Here is a 21,148-nt window from a genome sequence, read left to right on the forward strand (position 1 = left end):
GAGCGGCGTCATGGTGGTGCCAGGGGTGGCGTGGGCCGGGTCATCCTGCGAACTCGCGGTCGGATGCCGCGGGCGGCGGGGCTGACGGCGTCTGCGGGCCGCGCGGCATCCGTCGCCTCAGGCGGCCGAGTAGTCGGGCAGCTGCTGGAGCGTCCAGCGGTTGCCGTCGGGGTCGGCGAGCGTGATGAAGCGGCCCCACGCCTGCTCGTCGACGCCCTCGGCCTCGACGCCCTTGGCGCGCAGGTCGGCGAGGACGGCGTCGGCGTCGGGGATGACGACCTGGATCGTGTCCTGCCGCCCGGGTTCGAGCGTCAGGCCGAGCCCCTCGCCGATCGCGATCGAGCAGGCCGAGCCGGGCGGGGTGAGCTGCACGAAGCGGAGTTCGTCGCTCACGCGCTGGTCGTGGTCGGCGGTGAAGCCGAGCTTGTCGACGTAGAACTCCTTGGCGCGGTCGACGTCGGTGACGGGCACGAAGATCAGCTCGATCTTCCAGTCCATGGTGGTCCTCCTCTTCGGGCCGGGAAGCGGATGCCCGGCTGACTCCGCCAGTGTCCCGCGCCTTCCGGTCAGATCCCGTCCGGAATGGGGGTGCATCAGCACTCGCAGCGTTCGGGTCGTCGGAGATTCCGCGCGGCGCGCCGCGCGCACCCGGCGTGTCGCCGGGAATCTCCGACGACGTGATCGCATCCAAGCGCGGGCGGGCGGGCGGGCGGGCGTGCCGGGCCGGCCGGCCGCCGCCCGGCGAGCCGCGGCCTGCGGTGGGAGGATGGAGCCCATGACCACGCTCAACATCACCGGGGATGCCGCAGCCGACGACCTGCTGGGCAGCGACGCGTTCGCCCTGCTCACGGGCATGCTGCTCGACCAGCAGGTCGCGATGGAGACGGCGTTCGCGGGGCCGGCGAAGATCCGCGACCGGGTCGGCACGATCGAGCCCGCGGCGATCGCGGCCGTCGAACCGGAGCGATTCGTCGAGGCCTTCAAGCAGCCGCCTGCGGTGCACCGGTACCCGGGCTCGATGGCCGGGCGCGTGCAGGCACTCGCCGCCGCGGTGCGCGACGAGTGGGGCGGCGACGCCGCCGCGATCTGGACGCAGGGCAAGCCCGACGGCGCCGAGGTGCTGAGGCGACTCAAGGCGCTGCCCGGGTTCGGCGAGCAGAAGGCGAAGATCTTCCTGGCGCTGCTCGGCAAGCAGTGCGGCCTCGAGGCGAGCGGATGGCGCGAGGCCGCCGGCCACTACGGCGAGGCCGGGTCGTACGCCTCGGTGGCCGACATCGTCGACCCGGAGTCGCTCGCGAATGTCCGTGCCACGAAGCAGGCCGCGAAGGCGGCGGCGAAGGCCGCGAAGCGGTAGCGGGAGGGCTGCCGCTCCTGCGTCGACCCGGGCGTCGGCGAGCAGCGGGGCGCTGTCCGCGACCGGGCCGCGATGGGACGCGCTTCGACCTCGACCCGCTGAAATGAGCGATCACATCGAGTCCTGACGTAGCGGTGGCGGCGCTCAGGAAGCGAGCGCATATGGCGTCGATTATCCCTCTGAACAGGGAGAAAACGCACGCAACCTGCTCCCAGTCGCTCGTGATGCATCCGTTACCGAATTCGCACTTGTGAGCGCTCACTTGTGAGCGCTAACATTCCAAGCGCGGCCCGAATGAACTGGCCGCCCGGCGCACCGAGACTCCGCAGCAGCCCAGACGCCGGCAGTGAACAAGGAGGTTCCAGCTGATGAAGAAGCTCATCGGCATCGCCGCCACCGGCGCGATGCTCCTCGCCCTCACCGGATGCGCCACGAGCGGCAACGCCGCAAGCGATGGCCCGAAGCCGCTCGACGAACTCGTGGTCGGGTTCGCGCAGGTCGGCGCAGAGTCGGGTTGGCGCACCGCGAACACGAAGGACATCCAGGCGTCGTTCGAGGAGGCGGGCATCGAGCTCAAGTTCTCCGACGCGCAGCAGAAGCAGGAGAACCAGATCAAGGCGATCCGCTCGTACATCCAGCAGCAGGTCGACGTGATCGCGTTCTCGCCGGTCGTCGAGACCGGCTGGGACGCCGTGCTGAACGAGGCGAAGGCCGCGGGCATCCCCGTGGTCCTCACCGACCGCGCGGTCGACTCGCAGGACGACTCGCTCTACGTCAGCTTCCTCGGCTCCGACTTCGTCGCCGAGGGCGAGAAGGCCGGCCAGTGGGTGCTCGACGAGTACGCCGACTCCAGCGAGTCGGTGAAGATCATCCAGCTCGAGGGCACCACGGGCGCCGCGCCCGCCATCGACCGCGCCGAGGGCTTCGCCGAGGTCATCGCCGAGAACCCGAACCTCGAGGTCGTCGCCAGCCAGACCGGCGACTTCACCCGTGCGGGCGGCAAGCAGGTGACCGAGGCGCTGCTGAAGTCGAACCCCGACGTCGACCTCATCTACGCGCACAACGACGACATGGGCCTCGGCGCGATCGAGGCGATCGAGGCGGCCGGCATGGAGCCGGGCGTCGACATCAAGATCGTCACGGTCGACGCGGTCAAGGACGGCATGCAGGCCCTGGCCGACGGCAAGATCAACTTCATCGTCGAGTGCTCGCCGCTCCTCGGCAAGCAGCTCGTCGACATCGTGAAGCAGATCAACGACGGTGAGGCGCCCGAGAAGCGCATCATCACCGAGGAGACGACCTTCACGCAGGAAGAGGCGATCGAGGCGCTGCCCACGCGCCAGTACTGACTCGATCCGGCGGGCGCCCGGCAGGGCGTCCGCCGGACCGACCGGGTGCGCGGTCGTCCATGCCGCGCACCCGTACCCTTGTCCCACCCGCGCCGCCTCCGGCGCACGAGACGGGCGGATGACGCATCCGCTCGCGGACTCGATGGAGAGCACCGTGACCCAGCAGACCGAACCCGCCGTGCCCGCACCGGTCCCGGTCGTCGAGATGCGCGGCATCTCGATCGGCTTCCCCGGCGTCAAGGCCCTCGACGGGGTCGACTTCCGCATGTTCCCCGGCGAGGTGCACTCGCTCATGGGCGAGAACGGCGCCGGCAAGTCGACCCTCATCAAGGCGCTGACCGGCGTCTACGGCATCGATGCCGGCACGATCACCCTCGCGGGCGAGCGGGTGTCGTTCGCGGGACCCGCGCAGGCGCAGGCCGCCGGCATCTCGACGGTGTACCAGGAGGTCAACCTCCTCCCCAACCTCTCCGTGGCCGAGAACATCATGCTCGGCCGGGAGCCCCGCCGCTTCGGCGGCATCGACTGGCGCGCGATGCGTCGCCGGTCGGCCGAGCTGCTCGCGGGGCTCCACCTCGACATCGATCCGGGCTCGCTGCTCGGCGACCACTCGCTCGCCGTGCAGCAGCTCGTCGCGATCGCTCGGGCGATCGACGTGAACGCCAAGGTCCTGATCCTCGACGAGCCGACGTCGAGCCTCGACGCCGACGAGGTCGCCGAGCTGTTCCGCGTCATCCGGTCGCTCAAGGACCAGGGCGTCGCCATCCTCTTCGTCTCGCACTTCCTCGACCAGGTGTACGAGATCTGCGACCGCCTGACGGTGCTCCGCAACGGCACGCTCGTGGGGGAGTACCTCGTCGACGAGCTCCTCCGCATCGACCTGGTGCAGAAGATGATCGGCAAGGAACTCACCGCGCTCGACGACCTCGAGCACCGCGCTCACGCCTCGGTCGTCGACGAGTCGGATGCCGCGACCTTCGTCTCGGCGTCCAAGCTCGGGCGCCGCGGGGCGATCGAGCCGGCCGACCTGCCCATCGCGGTGGGCGAGGTCGTGGGCCTCGCGGGCCTGCTCGGCTCGGGTCGCACGGAGCTCGCGCGCCTGTTCGGCGGCATCGACCGTGCCGACACGGGCGAGCTGACGATCCACGGCGAGAACGTGAAGCTGCGGACGCCGCGGCAGGCGATCTCGAAGCGTATCGCCTTCTCGTCGGAGAACCGCCGTGACGAGGGCATCGTGGGCGAGCTCACGGTGCGCGACAACATCGTGCTGGCGCTGCAGGCCGATCGCGGCTGGTTCCGGCCGATCCCGAAGAAGAAGCAGGACGAGCTCGCGCAGTCCTACATCCAGGCCCTCAACATCAGGCCCGGCAACCCCGACGCGCTCGTGCGCAACCTCTCGGGCGGCAACCAGCAGAAGGTGCTGCTCGCCCGGTGGCTCGCGATCGCCCCCCGCCTGCTCATCCTCGACGAGCCCACGCGGGGGATCGACATCGGCGCGAAGGCCGAGATCCAGAAGCTCGTCTTCAACCTCGCCGAGAACGGCATGAGCGTGCTGTTCATCTCGGCCGAGCTCGAGGAGGTGCTGCGGCTCAGCCACCGCGTCGTGGTGCTCCGCGACCGGAACGTCGTCGCCGACCTCGAGAACGACGGGCTGACGGTCGACTCGCTGCTCGCGCTCATCGCCGACGGACGCGTCGCGTCCGACGATGAGGCGCTCGACGAGCGCACCCCGGCCGTGGCGGTGGTCGCCGTCGGCTCCGGAGACGGCCCCGCGGCATCCGCCCCCTCGACCCCCTCGACCGAAGGAGACCGCTCGTGAGCGCGCTCGCCAAGATGGCGTCCAACCGGCTGTTCTGGCCGGTCGTGATGCTCCTCGTGCTGTTCGCGATCAACCTGGTCGCGTTCCCCGGGTTCTTCGAGATCACGGTGCGCGACGGCCAGCTGTTCGGCAGCCTCATCGACATCCTGCGCAACGGCGCGCCGACGCTGATCATCGCGGTCGGCATGACGCTCGTGATCGCGACGCGCGGCATCGACCTGTCGGTCGGCGCGGTCGCCGCGATCTCCGGTGCCGTGGCCTGCTCGATCATCCTGGGCTCGCCGGCTCCGGGGAGCCTCGCGACCGTGGCCGTCGCGATCACGGTGGCGCTGCTCATCTCGCTCGTGCTCGGCGTGTGGAACGGCTTCCTCGTCGCGGCGCTCGGCATCCAGCCGATCATCGCGACGCTGATCCTGATGACCGCGGGTCGCGGCGTCGCGATGCTCATCACCGAGGGGCAGATCCTCACGGTGAACAGCCCGCCCTTCAAGTTCCTCGGCTCGGGCTTCTGGTTCGGCATCCCGGTGGCGGTGATCATCGCGGCGGTCGTGTTCGGGCTCGCGGCGCTCATCACGCGCCGCACGGCGCTCGGCATGTTCATCGAGTCCGTCGGCATCAACCCCGAGGCCAGCCGCCAGGCGGGCGTGCGGGCGCGTGGACTGCTCTTCGCGGTCTACACGTTCTGCGCGCTGTGCGCCGCGATCGCGGGGCTCATCCTCACCGCGAACACCGCGGCCGCCGACGCGAACAACACGGGCCTGTTCATCGAGCTCGATGCGATCCTCGCCGTGGTCATCGGCGGCACCTCGCTCGCGGGCGGCCGGTACTCGCTGCTCGGCACGCTCGTCGGCGCCCTGGTCATCCAGACGCTCGTCACCACGGTCTACACGGTCGGCATCCCGCCGATCGCGACCATGGTGTTCAAGGCCGCGGTCGTCACGATCGTGTGCCTCCTCCAGTCGCCCACCACCGCCGAGGCGCTGAGCGGGTTCCGACGACGGCTCGCCGTCCGATCCGGGAAGGGGGTCGCCGCATCATGACGAAGCTCCTCGAGGCGCCCACGACGAACCGCCAGCCGCGCCAGGGCCGGGGCACCGGCCCCGGCGGCACCGCACCGACCGGCTCGGGCCGCCGCCCGCTGGCCGCGGCATTCGGCCTGCTCACGAGTCCGAAGTACGGACCCGTCACGGTCACCGGCCTGCTGTTCGTCGCGATCTTCGTGATCGGCGGCTTCCGCTACCGCGGGTTCTTCTCCGGACAGGTGTTCCTGAACCTGTTCGTCGACAACGCCTACCTGATCGTGCTCGCGGTCGGCATGACCTTCGTGATCCTGACGGGCGGCATCGACCTCTCGGTCGGCGCGGTGGTCGCCCTGTCGGGCATGATCGCGGCGAGCCTGCTGCAGACGGGGTGGTCGCCTGGCGTCGTGATCCCGATCATCCTGGTGCTCACGAGCGTGCTGGGCCTGCTCGTCGGCCTCATGGTCCACGTCTTCAAGGTGCAGCCGTTCATCGCGACACTGGCGGCGATGTTCCTCGCTCGGGGCCTCTGCTACGTCATCAGCCAGTCGTCGATCTCGATCACCGACCCGACGTTCGTGCAGCTCGCGGTGTCGCGGATCCCGCTCGGCGCCGGCCTGTCGATCACGCCGAGCGTGATCATCGCGCTCGTCGTCGTCGCGCTCGCCGTGTGGGTGCTGCACGGCACGCGGTTCGGCCGCACGGTCTACGCGATCGGCGGCGGCGAGCAGTCGGGCCTGCTCATGGGCCTGCCGGTGGCGCGCACGAAGGTGCTCGTCTACGTGATCTCGGGCTTCTGCTCGGGCCTCGCGGGCGTGCTGTTCACCTTCTACACGCTGTCGGGCTACCCGCTGACGGCGATCGGCACCGAGCTCGACGCGATCGCCGCGGTCGTGATCGGCGGAACCCTGCTCACGGGCGGCTACGGGTTCGTGCTCGGCTCGGTGCTCGGCGTGCTCGTGCTCGGCGTGATCCAGACGATCCTGACCTTCGAGGGCACGCTCTCGTCGTGGTGGACGAAGATCTTCATCGGCGCGCTGCTGCTGGTCTTCATCATCCTGCAGAAGGTGCTGACGGCCAGGCGACGATGACCGCGGGAGGGGCGCGTACCCCGGTCGCGGGGTGCCGCCCTCCCCGCGCCGGTCGGCGGCGAATGGGATGATGGCGGGGAACGAGCGCGCCGCAGGCGCGGGGCAGGGAGCCGGTCGGAGAGTGAGCGACGACGAGAAGGCCAGGGCCGCGACGATCTTCGACGTGGCCCGGCTCGCCGGCGTGTCCCATCAGACGGTCTCGCGGGTGCTCAACGACCTGCCGAACGTGCGGCCGGCGACCCGGGCTCGCGTCGAGCAGGCCATCAAGCAGCTGCGCTACGTGCCCTCGCAGGCGGCGCGCGCGCTCGTCACGCGGCGGACGCGGACACTTGGCCTGATCGTGAGCGGTGCGCCCGACTACGGCCCCTCGAGCACGGCGCTGCACTTCAACGAGGCGGCGCGCGATGCGCGCTACTCGGTGATCACGGCGAGCATGCTCGAGGCGGATGCCGCGAGCATGCGCTCCACGGCCGAGCTGCTGGTGCGCCAGAACGTCGAGGCGATCGTGCTCATCGCGGCGCAGCGCGGCGGGCTCGACACGATCGAGCGGCTCGACCTCGGCGTGCCGGTCGTGGCGGTGGCGTCCGAGGATCGCGGCGCGCTGCACCGGGTCTGGCTCGACCAGTACGCGGGCGCGCGGCTCGCGGTCGAGCACCTGATCGGGCTCGGGCATCGCGAGATCCGGCACGTGAGCGGGCCGACCAGTGCGACGGACACTGCGGAGCGCCTCCGCGCCTGGAGTTCGACCCTCGGCGAGCACGGCCTGCCCGCACGCGAACCGCTCGTGGGGAATTGGTCGCCGGGCAGCGGCTACGTGCACGGCCGCGCGCTCGCCGAGGACCGCGAGATGACGGCGGTGTTCGTCGCGAACGACCAGATGGCGCTCGGGGTGATCCATGCGCTCGCCGAGGCCGGGCGCTCGGTGCCCGGCGACGTGAGCGTGGTCGGCTTCGACGACATCCCCGAGGCGGAGTTCTTCGCGCCGCCGCTGACGACGGTCCGGCAGGACTTCGTCGAACTCGGTCGCGACGCGATGGCGGGCGTGCTCGCGGTGCTCGGCGACGACGACCGGATGCCGACGCCGCGCGTGCCGGACCTCGTGGTCCGCGCCAGCACCGCGGCGCCCGGGGCGGCGTCGACGCCGCCGGCGGCGGCCCAGCGCACCGCCGTCTCCTCCTGACCGCCGATCCATCGGATCACGGCGTCGGCCGACATGGCGCGCCGTCGCAACTGTGAGCGCTCACATTTGTTGCGATCGGAAGCATATTCGTCGCGGACATTGGGTCTGGCGAGGCCCGGATCGTGCTGTTACGGTTCTTGATTGTGAGCGCTAACACTTCGCTCGCACTGTGCTCCACCACCCACTCCCGACGAAGAGAGCGAGGACGGTCGATGACGACCAGAGCCACGCGCGGCACGAATGCGCCGCGCCTCAGACGAGAGCCAGGTGCACCGCGCCGAGGGCTCCGGACCTCGAGGATGCCGATCTCCGGCGCCCTCGCGGTCGCCCTGATCGCGCCCCTCGGCGCGATCACCATGGCTTCGGCCGCGGCCGCCGAGACCCCGGCCGAGGCCGCTGCCGCCGGCGTCGTGATCCCGCACCTCGACGACGTGCGCGGCAACCTGGCCCTGCCGGAGGCGGGCGAGGGCGGCGCCGAGCTCGACTGGGCCACGAGCGACCCGGCGGTGATCACGACCGACGGCGTCGTGACGCGCCCGGCCACGGGCGACGACCCGGTCGCGGTCACGCTCACCGCGACCGCGACCCTCGACGGCGAGACGGCCACGCACGACTACGCGGCGACCGTGCTGCCCCTGCCGGAGCTCGAGCCGTACTCCGCGTACTTCTTCCCGCACTTCGTGGGCGAGTCGACCGACGACGGCGAGGAGATCTACTTCGCCGCGAGCGTCGGCAACGACCCCGAGGAATGGATGGGCCTCAACGACGGCCAGTCCGTGCTGGCCTCCACGCTCGGCGAGCAGGGCCTCCGCGACCCGTTCATCATCCGCAGCCCCGAAGGCGACCGCTTCTTCCTCATCGCGACCGACCTGAAGATCTTCGGCGGAGGCAACTTCGGCGACGCGCAGGAGACCGGCAGCCGCTCGATCATGGTGTGGGAGTCGACCGACCTCGTCACCTGGTCCGAGCAGCGCGAGGTCGTCGTCGCCCCCGAGAACGCGGGCAACACCTGGGCGCCCGAGGCGTTCTGGGATGCCGCGGCCGGCGAGTACATCGTCTACTGGGCGTCTGCGCTGTACCCGCCGGAGCTGCCCGCGGACCAGCGCGACATCGCCACGAGCTACCAGCGGATGATGTACGCCACCACCCGCGACTTCGTGACCTTCTCCGAGGCGCAGGTCTGGATCGACGAGCCGCAGGGCGCGGGCCGGGGCATGATCGACTCCACGGTCGCGCAGGTCGGCGACACCTACTACCGGCTCACGAAGGACGAGTCGTACATGGGCATGCGCCAGGAGCGCTCGACCGACCTGCGCCTGACGCAGGGCGTCACCGAGGGCGACGGCTGGGAGCTCATGGCCGAGCGTGTCGGCTTCGGCGAGCCCAACCAGTGGGGCGGCGAGTTCACCGGCGGCGAGGGGCCGTCGATCTTCCGCAGCAACACGGATGACACCTGGTACCTGCTGCAGGACCAGCCGTCGTACCACGGCGGCCAGGGCTACATGCTCTTCGAGACCGACGACCTCGCGAGCGCCGCGTGGACCGCGGTGCCCGATGCCGAGCTCCCCGAGAGCCCGCGCCACGGCACCGTCATCCCCGTCACCGCGACCGAGTACCAGGCGCTCCTCGAGACCTACCAGCCCGACGCGCTCGTCGAGGGCGTGACGGTCACGCCGGCCGAGCTGAGCCTCGCTCCGGGCTACACGCGTCAGCTCGAGGCATCCGTCATGCCCGTCACCGCTGAGGACCGCAGCGTCACGTGGTCGTCGAGCGACGACGCCGTGGCCACGGTCGACGCGAACGGACTCGTCACCGCGACCGGCGACGGCACCGCGACGATCACCGCGAGCTCGACGCGCGGCACGTCCGCCGACGCGACCGTCGAGGTCGCGACGCCGGGGGCGCCGGAGCTTCCCGCCGAGGCGTGGGTCGACGAGTTCGACGCCGACGCGCTCGGCGAACGGTGGAGCATCCTCTCCGAGATCCCCAGCGCCTGGTCGCTGGCCGAGAACCCGGGTGCGCTGACGATCCAGTCCCAGCGCGGTGACACCTACCAGGGCGACAACACGGCCGACAACGTGTTCCTCGTCGACGTGCCCGTCGGCGACTTCACGGCGTACACCTCGGTGAGCGGTGCCGTGTCGCGCGACTTCCAGGGTGCGGGCCTCATCGCGATGGCCGGCCTCGACGACTACGCTCGCGCGGGCCTCACCAACGTGAGCTTCGCGCCCGGCGGACCGACCGTCATCGAGAACGGCGTGGAGGAGGGCGCGGTCTACCGCTCGACATTCACCTCTCGTCCGGGATCGACGCAGGAGTACCTGCGCATGCAGCGCACGGGCGACGAGATCGTCACGAGCTACTGGACCGGCTTCGAGTGGGCCGAAGCCGGACGGGCGACCGTGGGCTTCGACGTCACCCGCATCGGCCTCTACGCGCTCGCCGCGGGCGCCGCACCGAGCCACGAGGCGCAGTTCGACTACTTCGCGCTCATCGAGCCCGAGGGCGCCGACGTCGTGCCCGAGGGGGCGTTCACGCTCGGCCGCGACGGCGATGCGTCGTACCTCGCCGAGGGCGACGACGGCGTGATCCGCTTCGGCTCGGAGCGCCCGTTCGCCCAGCTGGGGTTCACGGCCGAGGAGCTCGCCGCCGAGGCATCCGCTCGCCCCATCGCCCTCACCGAGCAGGGCGGCGACCGCCCGCTCGTCGTGCGCGACGGCGTGGTCGCCTTCGGCGCCGAGGGCGACGAGCCCACGGCGTTCCGCCTGACCGACGTGGGCGGCGGCAAGGTCGCGCTGCGCACGACGGACGGCGGGTTCGCCGGCCTCGGCGAGGACGGCGCGCTCGTGATCGGCAGCGAGGCGGATGCCGCGCGGCTCGAGATCGTGCCCGTCGAGATCGCCGAGCACTCGATCGCCATCGACACGGCGGCCGAGCGGACCGACATGAGCGACGACCTCTACGGCATCTTCTACGAGGACATCAACTACGCCGCGGACGGCGGGATCTACGCCGAGCTCGTCCGGAACCGGTCGTTCGAGTTCTCGACCGCCGACAACGGGTCGTTCACCGCCCTCACGGCATGGGACGAGGTCGAGCGCGGCGCGACCGGGTCGATCGCGGTCGGCAGCGACCGCGACCGGTGGCTGAACGACTCGAACCGCGCGTCGCTCACCATCACGGGCGACGGTCCCGGCGTCGGCGTGCGCAACGCCGGCTTCAACCGCGGCATCCACGTCGAGGAGGGGGAGTCGTACGACTTCTCGGTCTGGGCGCGGTCGGCGACGGCGCAGGAGCTGACCGTCGCGGTCGAGGACGCCGACGGCACCGAGCAGTTCGCGCTCGGCACCGTCTCGGTCGCCGGCGACGACACCTGGCGCAAGCTCGAGGTGCGGCTCACGGCGAACGCGACGACGGATGCCGGCCGGCTGGTCGTGCTCACCGGCGCCGCGGGGTCGGTGCAGCTCGACATGGTCTCGTTGTTCCCGGTCGACACGTGGGTCGGTCCGGTCAACGGCAGGAGCCCGCTCCGGAAGGACCTCGCAGAGAAGGTGGCGGAGCTCGACCCGAGCTTCCTCCGCTTCCCCGGCGGCTGCGTCACCAACGTCGGCACGTTCGACACCTACCTCGAGTCCGACGGGCAGGACCGCCAGCGGACCTACCAGTGGAAGGAGACCATCGGACCGGTCGAGGAGCGCCCGACCAACTGGAACTTCTGGGGCTACAACCAGTCGTACGGCATCGGCTACCTCGAGTACATGGAGTGGGCCGAGGACCTCGGTGCGACGCCGCTCCCGGTGGTGTCGGTCGGGGCCAACGGCTGCGGCAGCAGCATCCCCGAGATGACGGATGACGCGCGCATCGACCGGTGGGTGCAGGACACGGTGGACCTCATCGAGTTCGCGATCGGCGACGCCGAGACGACCGAGTGGGGCGCGAAGCGCGCCGAGCTCGGCCACCCGGAGCCGTTCGACCTGCGCTACATCGGCCTCGGCAACGAGGAGAACACGAAGACGTTCGAGGCGAACTTCCCGAGGTTCCGCGACGCGATCGAGGCCGTCTACCCGGACATCACGATCATCTCGAACTCGGGTCCGGACGACGCCGGCACGCGCTTCGACGAGCTGTGGGAGTTCAACCGGGCGCAGGGCGTCGACATGGTCGACGAGCACTACTACAACGACCCGTCGTGGTTCCTCCAGAACTCGGAGCGCTACGACGCGTACGACCGCGAGGGTCCGCACGTGTTCCTCGGCGAGTACGCCTCGCGTGGCAACACGTTCGGCAACGCGCTCGCCGAGGCCGCCTACATGACGGGCCTGGAGCGCAACTCCGACCTCGTCGAGCTCGCGTCGTACGCGCCGATGTTCGCGAACGAGGACTACGTGCAGTGGGCGCCCGACATGATGTGGTTCGACAACGACGAGTCGTGGGGCTCGGTGAACTACTACACGCAGCGGATGTTCATGACGAACGTCGGCGACGAGGTGGTTCCGTCGACCCATACCGAGGCGGATGCCGCGAGCGACCTCGACGGCGGGGTGTTCCTGTCGACGTGGGCCACGAGCGCGGCGTACGACGACGTGCGGGTCACCTCGAACGCGACGGGCGAGCCGCTCTACGAGCAGTCGTTCGACGCGGGCTCGGACTGGTCGCCCGTCGCGGGCAGCTGGGCCGTGCAGGGCGGCGAGTACGTGCAGTCGTCCACCTCGGTGACGGATGCGCGGTCGCTCATGCCCGACGCGTACGCGCAGGACTGGTCGAACTACACGCTCGAGCTCGACGCGCGCAAGCTCGCCGGGTCGGAGGGGTTCCTCATCGGCTTCGCGGCCGGTGGCGCGAACGACTACTACTGGTGGAACCTCGGCGGCTGGAACAACACCCGCTCGGTGCTCCAGCAGGCGGCCGGCGGCGGTGCCGGCGAGGTCGTCGCGCTCGAGAACACGGGCGTGGAGACGGGCCGCGACTACCGCGTGAAGGTGGTCGTGCAGGGCTCGACGATCGAGCTCTACCTCGACGGCGAGCTGCAGCTCAGCTACACCCAGCCGAGTGCGAAGGGCCTCTACCAGGTCGTCACGCACGACGAGGAGACCGGTGACACGGTGCTCAAGGTCGTCAACCCGACGGGCGCCACCGCGCGCACGGCGGTGTCGGTGACCGGCGGCATGGTCGTCGACGACGAGGTGGGCGTCACCGAGATGGTCGGCGCGCCGGGCGACATGAACACGAAGGCCGAGCCGGAGCACCTGGTGCCGGTCGAGCGGGCATGGGACGGCGGGGCGAACGAGTTCACCTACGACTTCCCGGCGTACTCGATCACGTTCCTCACGCTCGCCGAGTACGTGCCGACGTGCGAGGTCGACTACGTCGTCGAGGGCAACTCGAAGAAGGCGTTCGACGCGACGCTCACGATCTCGAACATCGGCGACGAGCCGATCGACGGATGGGAGCTCGGCTTCGCCTTCGACGACGCGCAGACGGTGCGCAACGGCCGCGATGCGTTCTGGTCGCAGGACGGCTCGTCGGTGACCGCGACGAACCTGCCGTGGAACGGGCGCATCGAGCCCGGCGCGAGCATCGAGGTCGGCTTCAACGGCCGCGTGAACGGGGGTGACAACACGGCGCCGAGCGCGTTCACGCTGAACGGCGACCTCTGCGCGACCGGCTGATGCCGGGTCATCCGCTCACCTGATCGGGGGCGCCGCTCGCTTCGGCGGGCGGCGCCCTCTCGCGTCGGCGCTCGTCGTCAGCGTGCTGCGGCGGATGCCGAGAGGCCGGCCCGCACGCGGGCGGATGCCGCGGCGATCGCGCGCTTCTCGTCGGGCTCGAGCCGGTCGAGGAAGAGCTCGCGGATGGCACGGGCGTGATCGCGCATGGCCCGGAGCAGTGCTCGGCGGCCGTCGCGCGTGAGCACGATCATCGAGCCCCGCGCGTCGGTGTCGCATTCGACGCGCTCGACGAGCCCGCGACCGACCATGCGGGTGAGCTGGTGCGAGACGCGGCTCTTCTCCCATCCGATGAGGTCGCCGAGCGCGCCGGGGCGCAGGCCCTCGTCGGGGCCGCGGAACAGCTCGAGGAGCAGCCCGTAGTCGGCCTGCGAGATGCCCGCGTCGCGCTGGAGTCGTCGGTCGAGTTCGCGTGCGAGCTCGGCGTGCATGAGGGAGAAGCCGTCGAAGAGCGCCCACTCGGCGTCGTCGACTTCGGAGACCTCGGAGGTGGGCATGCCGCCATCCTACCGGGCTTTGGTTGACGTGTCATCTAATTCGGTTATGATGACGTGTCAACTACTTCCCCACGAGAGGACGACGCACATGTCCGCAGTCAGGATCGGCATCATCATCGGCAGCACGCGACCGGGTCGCGTCGGCGAGCAGGTCGCGCGTTGGGTGCTCGAGCAGGCACGCTCGCGCTCCGACGCCGAGTTCGAGCTCGTCGACCTCGTCGACTTCGCCCTGCCCCACCTCGACGAGGCGATGCCCGCGGCGATGGGCCAGTACGCCCACCCGCACACGAAGGCGTGGGCCCAGAAGGTCGACTCGTTCGACGGCTACATCTTCGTCACCCCCGAGTACAACCACTCGACCTCCGGCGCGCTGAAGAACGCGATCGACTTCGTCTACGCGGAGTGGAACAACAAGGCGGCCGGGCTCGTGAGCTACGGCTCGGCGGGCGGCACGCGAGCGGCCGAGCACCTCCGCCTCATCCTCGGCGAGCTGCAGGTCGCCGACGTGCGCCAGCAGGTGTCGTTCTCGCTCATGACCGACTTCGAGAACTACACGACGTTCACGCCGGCCGAGTACCACGCCGGCATGCTCGCGACGCAGCTCGACCAGGTCGTACCGTGGGCGCTGGCACTTCGCTCGGTGCGCGAGGCGGGGGAGCTCGCGCAGGCGGCGTAGCCCGGCGGCGACGAATCGCCGTTCGCGCTACGCCTGGAGTTCGGCGTCCGGCATGGAGTGGACGGACCGGCTGCGGCGGATCATCTCCTCGATCAGGCGCAGGTACTCGTGCTCGCGCTTCGGGCGGATCCACCATGCGCGGTCGTCGAGCGGGCTGAGGCCGAGCAGGAACGCGTGGCCGTCGACCTCGGCGGCGACGAGGATGGCGCGCTCCGAGACATCCGCGAACTCGGCGCTGCCGACCCTGATCGACTCGACGCTCGACCACGGCACGAACGCGACCCCGCCGGGTCCCCCCGCAGGCCGCTCGCGGAGCTCGAACCCGTCAGCGTCGAGCGTGAGCAGCTGGAAGGCTCGTCCCGGCTTGCGGCGCTCCTCGCGGAGATCCCGCTCGTATGCCTTCGATGCCGCGAAGCCGGCGGTGCTGCGTACCGCGACGGCACTCGGATCACCTGCCTGCTCGCGCAAGGCCCGCAAGCGTGCGCGCGCTTCACCGAGGACGACGGCCAGCCGGATCCAGATGACCACGCCGCCGATCATGAGACCCCCGGCAGCGGCGACCACGCCGTCCGCAGCGCCGTTCGCGCTGCCGACGCCGAACGCGAGCGTGAGGGCGCCGATCGCTACCGCGATGACCATGGTGAGCGTTGGTCGCCGCCCGGCAGGCAGGCCGGGCGCCGAGCGTGACCGCAGGCGCACGCTCGCGCCGAAGTGGTCGAGTCCGTGGGCGGTCACGCGCTCACGCTATCGCGACGGGCAACGTGGTCGAGCGCGCCGCCGGCCGGCTGCCCGGCGCGCGCGCGTCAGCGCTCCACGTGCGCGTCGAGGAAGTCGGCGATCGCGCCGGCCATGCTCTCGGGCTGCCACGAGTGCTGCACGGCGGGCACGGTGCCGCGCTCGGCGTGCGGCATCGCCCCGACGATCGCGTCGGCGGCCGGCGCCATCCCGTTCGGCGCCTCCTCCTCGCCGACGAGCACGAGCGTGGGCGCCTGGATCGGCCCGAGCAGCTCGGCGTGCGACGCGGACTGCGCCCAGGCGAGGGACTCGGCATCCGCTTCCAGGCTCGGGCCGATGCGCACCATGAGGGGCCACGCCGGGCTGGCCTTCGCCTGCTCGAGCCACTCGGGCGGCATGTCCTTCATGAAGTACTCGACGACCGCGTCGGGGTCGTCGCCCGCGACGCGCTCGCGGATGCCGGCGAGGAACTCCGCGCCCTCGGGGCCCTGCTCGGCGCCGATCGGCACCTCGAACGCGACGATCGCCGTCACGGGCAGCCCGTGGGCCGCGGCCGCGAGTGCGATGGCCCCGCCCGAGGAGTTGCCGAAGAGGGCGACGCCCTCGCCGAGTTCGTGGATGCGCTGCAGCTCGGCGACGATCGCGCGGAGGTCGGCGAGGGTCTCGTGGAGGCCCATCGGCACGTCGTGCGCGCTCTCGCCACGCCCGCGGCGATCGTAGTTCACGACCGTGTAGCCGCGCTTGGCGAGGTGGGTCGCGAGCTGCTTCGTGGCCGGGTCGAAGGCGCGGAACTGGAACGCGCCGCCGACCAGGACGACGGGCGGGCCCTCGCCCTCGCGGTCGTAGGCGATCGAGGCGCCGTCGTGCGAGATGACGGTGTGGGACATGCGGTCCTCCCTCGCAGGGCCGGCCCTGCGTCGGTGGTGGGCTGCGTCGGTCTGGTCTGCCGTCGGTCTGTCGTGCATCGGCGCGTGGCACCGCCGGTGCGTCGGTCGAGTCCGTCGTCAGGCTAACCCGCGTGGCCGCATGCCGGTAGGGCCCCGCCGTGCGGGCGAGGGCCGCCCCGCGAAGTGGGGGCGACGGATGCCGCGACGCGCCGTGGCATCCGTCGCGGGAATGTCGGTGGGTGGTGGCAGCATTACCAGCGGACGCCACCAGATGTTGTGGTCGGCGGGCCGATGAGGGCCAGATGTCGGGTCGGGGGAGCCGGTATGTCGCGTGAAGCCGTCGCCAGCGGGGGTCGTCGCGTCGTCGCCAGGGCGGTGCGGATGCCTCGTGCCGGCGTGGTGCGTGCGCGACACGCCGACGACACGCCCGGCATCCACTCACAGGCCGATCATGCACAGATGAGCAGGCCTGTGGAGAACCCGATCGCGAACCGCGAGAATCCGCCGATCAGACCGGCATCGACCTGTTGATGAACGGTGGAGAACGCGGTGGAAAACTACACGGATGTAACTACATCATCTTGTGGTCGTGCAATTGCCCAGACACAAGATGTAGTATCGATGAGTCGAAGCAACACCGGGGGAACGGCTCCTCCAGGAGCCTGAGAAAGAGGGGTCACAGAGATGACGGTCACGGTCTACACGAAGCCTTCCTGCGTCCAGTGCAACGCCACGTACCGCGCCCTCGACAGCAAGGGCATCGAGTACGAGGTGCTCGACCTGTCGCAGGACGAGACCGCCCTCGCCGCGGTCAAGGAGCTCGGCTACTTGCAGGCCCCGGTCGTCATCACCGACGAAGGTCACTGGTCGGGCTTCCGCCCCGACAAGATCGACGAGCTGGCCTCTCGGCTCGCGTAACGGCTCCCGGGCGCATCGACCGGGGGGTCGAGATGCACGACCTGGAGCAGTCATGACGAACCTCATCTACTTCTCGAGCGTGTCGGGCAACACCGCACGCTTCGTCGAGAAGCTCGGTCGGCCGGCGACGCGCATCCCGCTCCATGCGAAGGATGCCGCGCTCGTCGCCGACGAACCGTACGTCCTCGTGGTTCCGACCTACGGGGGTGGGGACGGCAAGGGCGCCGTGCCCAAGCAGGTCATCAGGTTCCTGAACGACCCGCACAACCGCGCACTCATCCGCGGCGTCATCGCCGCCGGAAACACCAACTTCGGTGCGGCCTACGGCCTCGCCGGCGACATCGTCGCCGCCAAGTGCCATGTGCCGCACCTCTACCGCTTCGAAGTATTCGGAACACCAGACGACGTTCGCGCCGTCGACGAGGGATTGGACGCATTTTGGTCAACGCAGCAGCAGGCGCCGCAGGCGACAGTGGCGTAGCGGTCATCGACGCACCGCGCTCGGGCAACTCGGGGATGGACTACCACGCCCTGAACGCGATGCTGAACCTCTACAGCGCCGACGGGAAGATCCAGTTCGAGAAGGACCGGGAGGCGGCGCGGGAGTACTTCCTGCAGCACGTCAACCAGAACACGGTCTTCTTCCACTCGCTGAAGGAGCGGCTCGACTACCTCGTCGAGAAGGAGTACTACGAGCCCGAGACGCTCGGTATGTACTCGTTCGAGTTCATCCAGAAGCTCAACGACCTGGCGTACTCGAAGAAGTTCCGCTTCGAGACCTTCCTCGGCGCGTTCAAGTACTACACGAGCTACACGCTGAAGACCTTCGACGGCAAGCGGTACCTCGAGCGCTTCGAAGACCGGGTCGTCATGACCGCGCTCGGCCTCGCCCAGGGCGACGAGCAGCTCGCGACCGACCTCGTCGAGGAGATCATCGCCGGCCGCTTCCAGCCCGCGACCCCGACCTTCCTCAACACGGGCAAGGCGCAGCGCGGCGAGCTCGTCTCGTGCTTCCTGCTCCGCATCGAAGACAACATGGAGTCGATCTCCCGCGGCATCAACTCGTCGCTGCAGCTGTCGAAGCGCGGCGGCGGCGTGGCGCTCCTGCTCTCCAACATCCGCGAGGCGGGTGCGCCGATCAAGCAGATCGAGAACCAGTCGTCGGGCATCATCCCCGTGATGAAGCTGCTCGAGGACTCGTTCAGCTACGCCAACCAGCTCGGCGCACGCCAGGGCGCCGGCGCGGTGTACCTGTCGGCGCACCACCCCGACATCATGCGGTTCCTCGACACCAAGCGCGAGAACGCCGACGAGAAGATCCGCATCAAGACGCTCTCCCTCGGCGTCGTGGTGCCCGACATCACGTTCGAGCTCGCGAAGAACAACGAGGACATGTACCTCTTCTCGCCGTACGACGTCGAGCGCGTCTACGGCAAGCCGTTCGGCGACGTGCCGATCACCGAGAACTACCGCGCCATGGTCGACGACCCGCGCATCAAGAAGACGAAGATCAACGCGCGCGAGTTCTTCCAGACGATCGCCGAGATCCAGTTCGAATCGGGCTACCCCTACATCGTGTTCGAGGACACGGTGAACAAGGCCAACCCGATCAAGGGCCGGATCAACATGTCGAACCTGTGCTCCGAGATCCTGCAGGTCAACACTCCGACGACCTACAACGAAGACCTGTCGTACAACCAGATCGGCAAGGACATCTCGTGCAACCTCGGGTCGCTGAACATCGCGCTCGCGATGGACTCGCCCGACCTCGGCAAGACGGTGGAGACCGCCATCCGCGGACTCACCGCCGTGTCGAACATGTCGCACATCTCGTCGGTGCGCTCGGTCGAAGACGGCAACGACAAGTCGCACGCCATCGGCCTCGGCCAGATGAACCTGCACGGCTACCTCGCTCGCGAGCACATCCACTACGGCAGCGAGGAGGGCATCGACTTCACGAACATCTACTTCTACACGGTGCTCTTCCACGCGCTGCGCGCGTCGAACCAGATCGCGATCGAGCGCGGCGAGACCTTCGACGGGTTCGCCGACTCGAAGTACGCGTCGGGTGAGTTCTTCGACAAGTACACGGATGCCGCGTGGGTGCCGCAGACCGCACGGGTCATCGAGCTGTTCGCCGACGCCGGCGTGCACATCCCGACGCAGCACGACTGGCAGGAGCTGAAGGCCGCCATCCAGGAGCACGGCATCTACAACCAGAACCTGCAGGCGGTGCCGCCGACCGGCTCGATCTCGTACATCAACAACTCGACGTCGTCGATCCACCCGATCGCGTCGAAGATCGAGATCCGCAAGGAAGGCAAGCTCGGCCGCGTCTACTACCCGGCGCCGTTCATGACGAACGACAACCTCGAGTACTACGAGGACGCGTACGAGATCGGCTACGAGAAGGTCATCGACACCTACGCCGCGGCGACGCAGCACGTCGACCAGGGCCTCTCGCTCACGCTGTTCTTCAAGGACACCGCGACGACCCGCGACATCAACAAGGCCCAGATCTACGCCTGGCGCAAGGGCATCAAGACGATCTACTACATCCGTCTGCGTCAGCAGGCGCTGGAAGGCACCGAGCTCGAGATGTGCGTCAGCTGCACGCTCTGACCGCTCTCGCAACGCAACGGATGACTCGAGAAGAGGAATGAACGGATGACCCTCACCGACCCGGTGAACTCGGCCCAGAACGACCCGGCGCACGCCGCTCCGATCAAGCTGGTCGACCACGTCAACGCGATCAACTGGAACCGCATCCAGGACGACAAGGACCTCGAGGTCTGGAACCGCCTGGTGAACAACTTCTGGCTGCCCGAGAAGGTGCCGCTGTCGAACGACGTGCAGTCGTGGAACCAGCTGACGCCCGATGAGCAGCAGACGACGATGCGGGTGTTCACCGGGCTCACGCTGCTCGACACGATCCAGGGCACGGTCGGCGCGGTCTCGCTCATCCCCGACTCGCTGACTCCTCATGAAGAGGCGGTGTACACGAACATCGCGTTCATGGAGTCGGTGCACGCGAAGAGCTACTCGTCGATCTTCTCGACGCTGTGCTCGACGAAGGACATCGACGATGCCTTCCGCTGGTCGGTCGAGAATGAGCACTTGCAGAAGAAGGCCTCCATCGTGATGGAGTACTACCGCGGGGACGAGCCCCTGAAGCGCAAGGTCGCCTCGACGCTGCTCGAGTCGTTCCTCTTCTACTCGGGCTTCTACCTGCCGATGTACTGGTCGAGCCGGGCGAAGCTGACCAACACGGCCGACCTGATCCGCCTCATCATCCGCGACGAGGCCGTGCACGGGTACTACATCGGCTACAAGTTCCAGCGCGGACTCGAGCTGGTCGACCAGGCCAAGCGCGACGAGATCAAGGACTACACGTTCTCGCTGCTCTACGAGCTCTACGACAACGAGGTGCAGTACACGCAGAGCCTCTACGACGGTCTCGGCCTCACCGAGGACGTCAAGAAGTTCCTGCACTACAACGCCAACAAGGCCCTGATGAACCTCGGCTACGAGTCGATGTTCCCCTCCTCGGTCACCGATGTGAACCCGGCGATCCTCGCCTCGCTCTCGCCGAACGCCGACGAGAACCACGATTTCTTCTCGGGGTCGGGGTCGTCGTACGTGATCGGCAAGGCGGTCAACACGGAGGACGAGGACTGGGACTTCTAGGTCCTCCGCGCGACCTTTCCGCACTCGGCAAGCGCCGAGGACGTATCCTTCTCAGCCGATCGATTCGTCCCGGAATGTCAGAGGGACGGTGGATCTGCGCTCTGGCCTGACAGGGCGTCAGCCTGCCCGAATCGATCACGACCTGCTGGACCGACGCGACTGTGCAGACCTGCGTGATCCACCTGATCCGCAACGCGCGACCGTCGCGCC

General features: G+C 69.3%; 16 protein-coding genes. 12 read left to right on the forward strand and 4 right to left on the reverse strand.

Features of this window, described 5'->3' with window-relative positions; translation table 11 throughout:
• Positions 1-117 precede the first annotated feature (117 nt).
• The gene (locus ACFVHK_RS08970) at positions 118-498 is read right to left on the reverse strand and encodes a glyoxalase superfamily protein (protein ID WP_376928512.1); all 381 of its coding nucleotides are present in this window, start codon (positions 496-498) and stop codon (positions 118-120) included.
• A 268-nt stretch (positions 499-766) separates the two neighbouring features.
• Here ACFVHK_RS08970 and ACFVHK_RS08975 point away from each other — a divergent pair, with 268 nt between their 5' ends.
• From ACFVHK_RS08975 to ACFVHK_RS09005, 7 genes are all read left to right on the forward strand, one after another.
• Complete coding sequence (locus ACFVHK_RS08975; RefSeq protein WP_376928513.1) at positions 767-1,354, forward strand: HhH-GPD-type base excision DNA repair protein; 588 nt, start codon at positions 767-769, stop codon at positions 1,352-1,354.
• 368 nt (positions 1,355-1,722) lie between these two features.
• Positions 1,723-2,703, forward strand: a complete 981-nt coding sequence (locus ACFVHK_RS08980) for an ABC transporter substrate-binding protein (protein WP_207207067.1) — start codon at positions 1,723-1,725, stop codon at positions 2,701-2,703.
• Between the two features lie 142 nt (positions 2,704-2,845).
• On the forward strand, positions 2,846-4,522 hold the full coding sequence (locus tag ACFVHK_RS08985; RefSeq protein ID WP_376928613.1) for a sugar ABC transporter ATP-binding protein: 1,677 nt from the start codon (positions 2,846-2,848) through the stop codon (positions 4,520-4,522).
• Positions 4,519-5,562 (forward strand): ABC transporter permease, encoded by a 1,044-nt coding sequence (locus ACFVHK_RS08990; RefSeq protein WP_242492284.1) that lies wholly within the window; start codon positions 4,519-4,521, stop codon positions 5,560-5,562. The genes ACFVHK_RS08985 and ACFVHK_RS08990 overlap by 4 nt, the downstream gene beginning before the upstream one ends.
• On the forward strand, positions 5,559-6,632 hold the full coding sequence (gene yjfF, locus ACFVHK_RS08995; RefSeq protein WP_376928514.1) for a galactofuranose ABC transporter, permease protein YjfF: 1,074 nt from the start codon (positions 5,559-5,561) through the stop codon (positions 6,630-6,632). The genes ACFVHK_RS08990 and yjfF overlap by 4 nt, the downstream gene beginning before the upstream one ends.
• A 121-nt stretch (positions 6,633-6,753) precedes the next feature.
• Positions 6,754-7,812 carry a LacI family DNA-binding transcriptional regulator gene (locus ACFVHK_RS09000; protein ID WP_376928515.1) on the forward strand — a complete coding sequence of 353 codons (1,059 nt, stop codon included), beginning with the start codon at positions 6,754-6,756 and terminating at the stop codon, positions 7,810-7,812.
• Between the two features lie 299 nt (positions 7,813-8,111).
• Complete coding sequence (locus tag ACFVHK_RS09005) at positions 8,112-13,481, forward strand: alpha-L-arabinofuranosidase C-terminal domain-containing protein (RefSeq protein WP_376928516.1); 5,370 nt, start codon at positions 8,112-8,114, stop codon at positions 13,479-13,481.
• Between the two features lie 77 nt (positions 13,482-13,558).
• Here ACFVHK_RS09005 and ACFVHK_RS09010 read toward each other — a convergent pair whose 3' ends face one another.
• Complete coding sequence (locus ACFVHK_RS09010) at positions 13,559-14,035, reverse strand: MarR family winged helix-turn-helix transcriptional regulator (RefSeq protein WP_376928517.1); 477 nt, start codon at positions 14,033-14,035, stop codon at positions 13,559-13,561.
• An 88-nt stretch (positions 14,036-14,123) separates the two neighbouring features.
• On the opposite strand from ACFVHK_RS09010, the gene ACFVHK_RS09015 reads away from it, so the two are divergent.
• Positions 14,124-14,711, forward strand: a complete 588-nt coding sequence (locus tag ACFVHK_RS09015; RefSeq protein WP_376928518.1) for an NADPH-dependent FMN reductase — start codon at positions 14,124-14,126, stop codon at positions 14,709-14,711.
• Between the two features lie 27 nt (positions 14,712-14,738).
• Here ACFVHK_RS09015 and ACFVHK_RS09020 read toward each other — a convergent pair whose 3' ends face one another.
• The gene (locus ACFVHK_RS09020) at positions 14,739-15,446 is read right to left on the reverse strand and encodes a hypothetical protein (protein WP_376928519.1); all 708 of its coding nucleotides are present in this window, start codon (positions 15,444-15,446) and stop codon (positions 14,739-14,741) included.
• Between the two features lie 68 nt (positions 15,447-15,514).
• Positions 15,515-16,333: an alpha/beta fold hydrolase gene (locus ACFVHK_RS09025; RefSeq protein WP_376928520.1), complete on the reverse strand. Its 819-nt coding sequence runs from the start codon at positions 16,331-16,333 to the stop codon at positions 15,515-15,517.
• 684 nt (positions 16,334-17,017) lie between these two features.
• Between ACFVHK_RS09025 and nrdH the strand changes: the two genes are divergently transcribed.
• From nrdH to nrdF, 4 genes are read left to right on the forward strand one after another with little or no spacing between them, the layout of a single operon-like run.
• On the forward strand, positions 17,018-17,251 hold the full coding sequence (gene nrdH, locus ACFVHK_RS09030; protein WP_154347074.1) for a glutaredoxin-like protein NrdH: 234 nt from the start codon (positions 17,018-17,020) through the stop codon (positions 17,249-17,251).
• Positions 17,252-17,303: 52 nt separating this feature from the next.
• A complete protein-coding gene (gene nrdI, locus ACFVHK_RS09035) occupies positions 17,304-17,732 on the forward strand; it encodes a class Ib ribonucleoside-diphosphate reductase assembly flavoprotein NrdI (protein WP_376928521.1) in 429 nt (142 codons plus the stop codon).
• 35 nt (positions 17,733-17,767) lie between these two features.
• Positions 17,768-19,873, forward strand: a complete 2,106-nt coding sequence (gene nrdE / locus ACFVHK_RS09040) for a class 1b ribonucleoside-diphosphate reductase subunit alpha (RefSeq protein ID WP_376928522.1) — start codon at positions 17,768-17,770, stop codon at positions 19,871-19,873.
• A 45-nt stretch (positions 19,874-19,918) separates the two neighbouring features.
• Positions 19,919-20,938 carry a class 1b ribonucleoside-diphosphate reductase subunit beta gene (gene nrdF / locus ACFVHK_RS09045; protein WP_376928523.1) on the forward strand — a complete coding sequence of 340 codons (1,020 nt, stop codon included), beginning with the start codon at positions 19,919-19,921 and terminating at the stop codon, positions 20,936-20,938.
• Positions 20,939-21,148: the final 210 nt, after the last annotated feature.

Origin of the sequence: Agromyces binzhouensis (assembly GCF_042672355.1) — a bacterium.
In the GTDB taxonomy this organism is placed as follows: Bacteria; Actinomycetota; Actinomycetes; order Actinomycetales; family Microbacteriaceae; genus Agromyces; species Agromyces binzhouensis.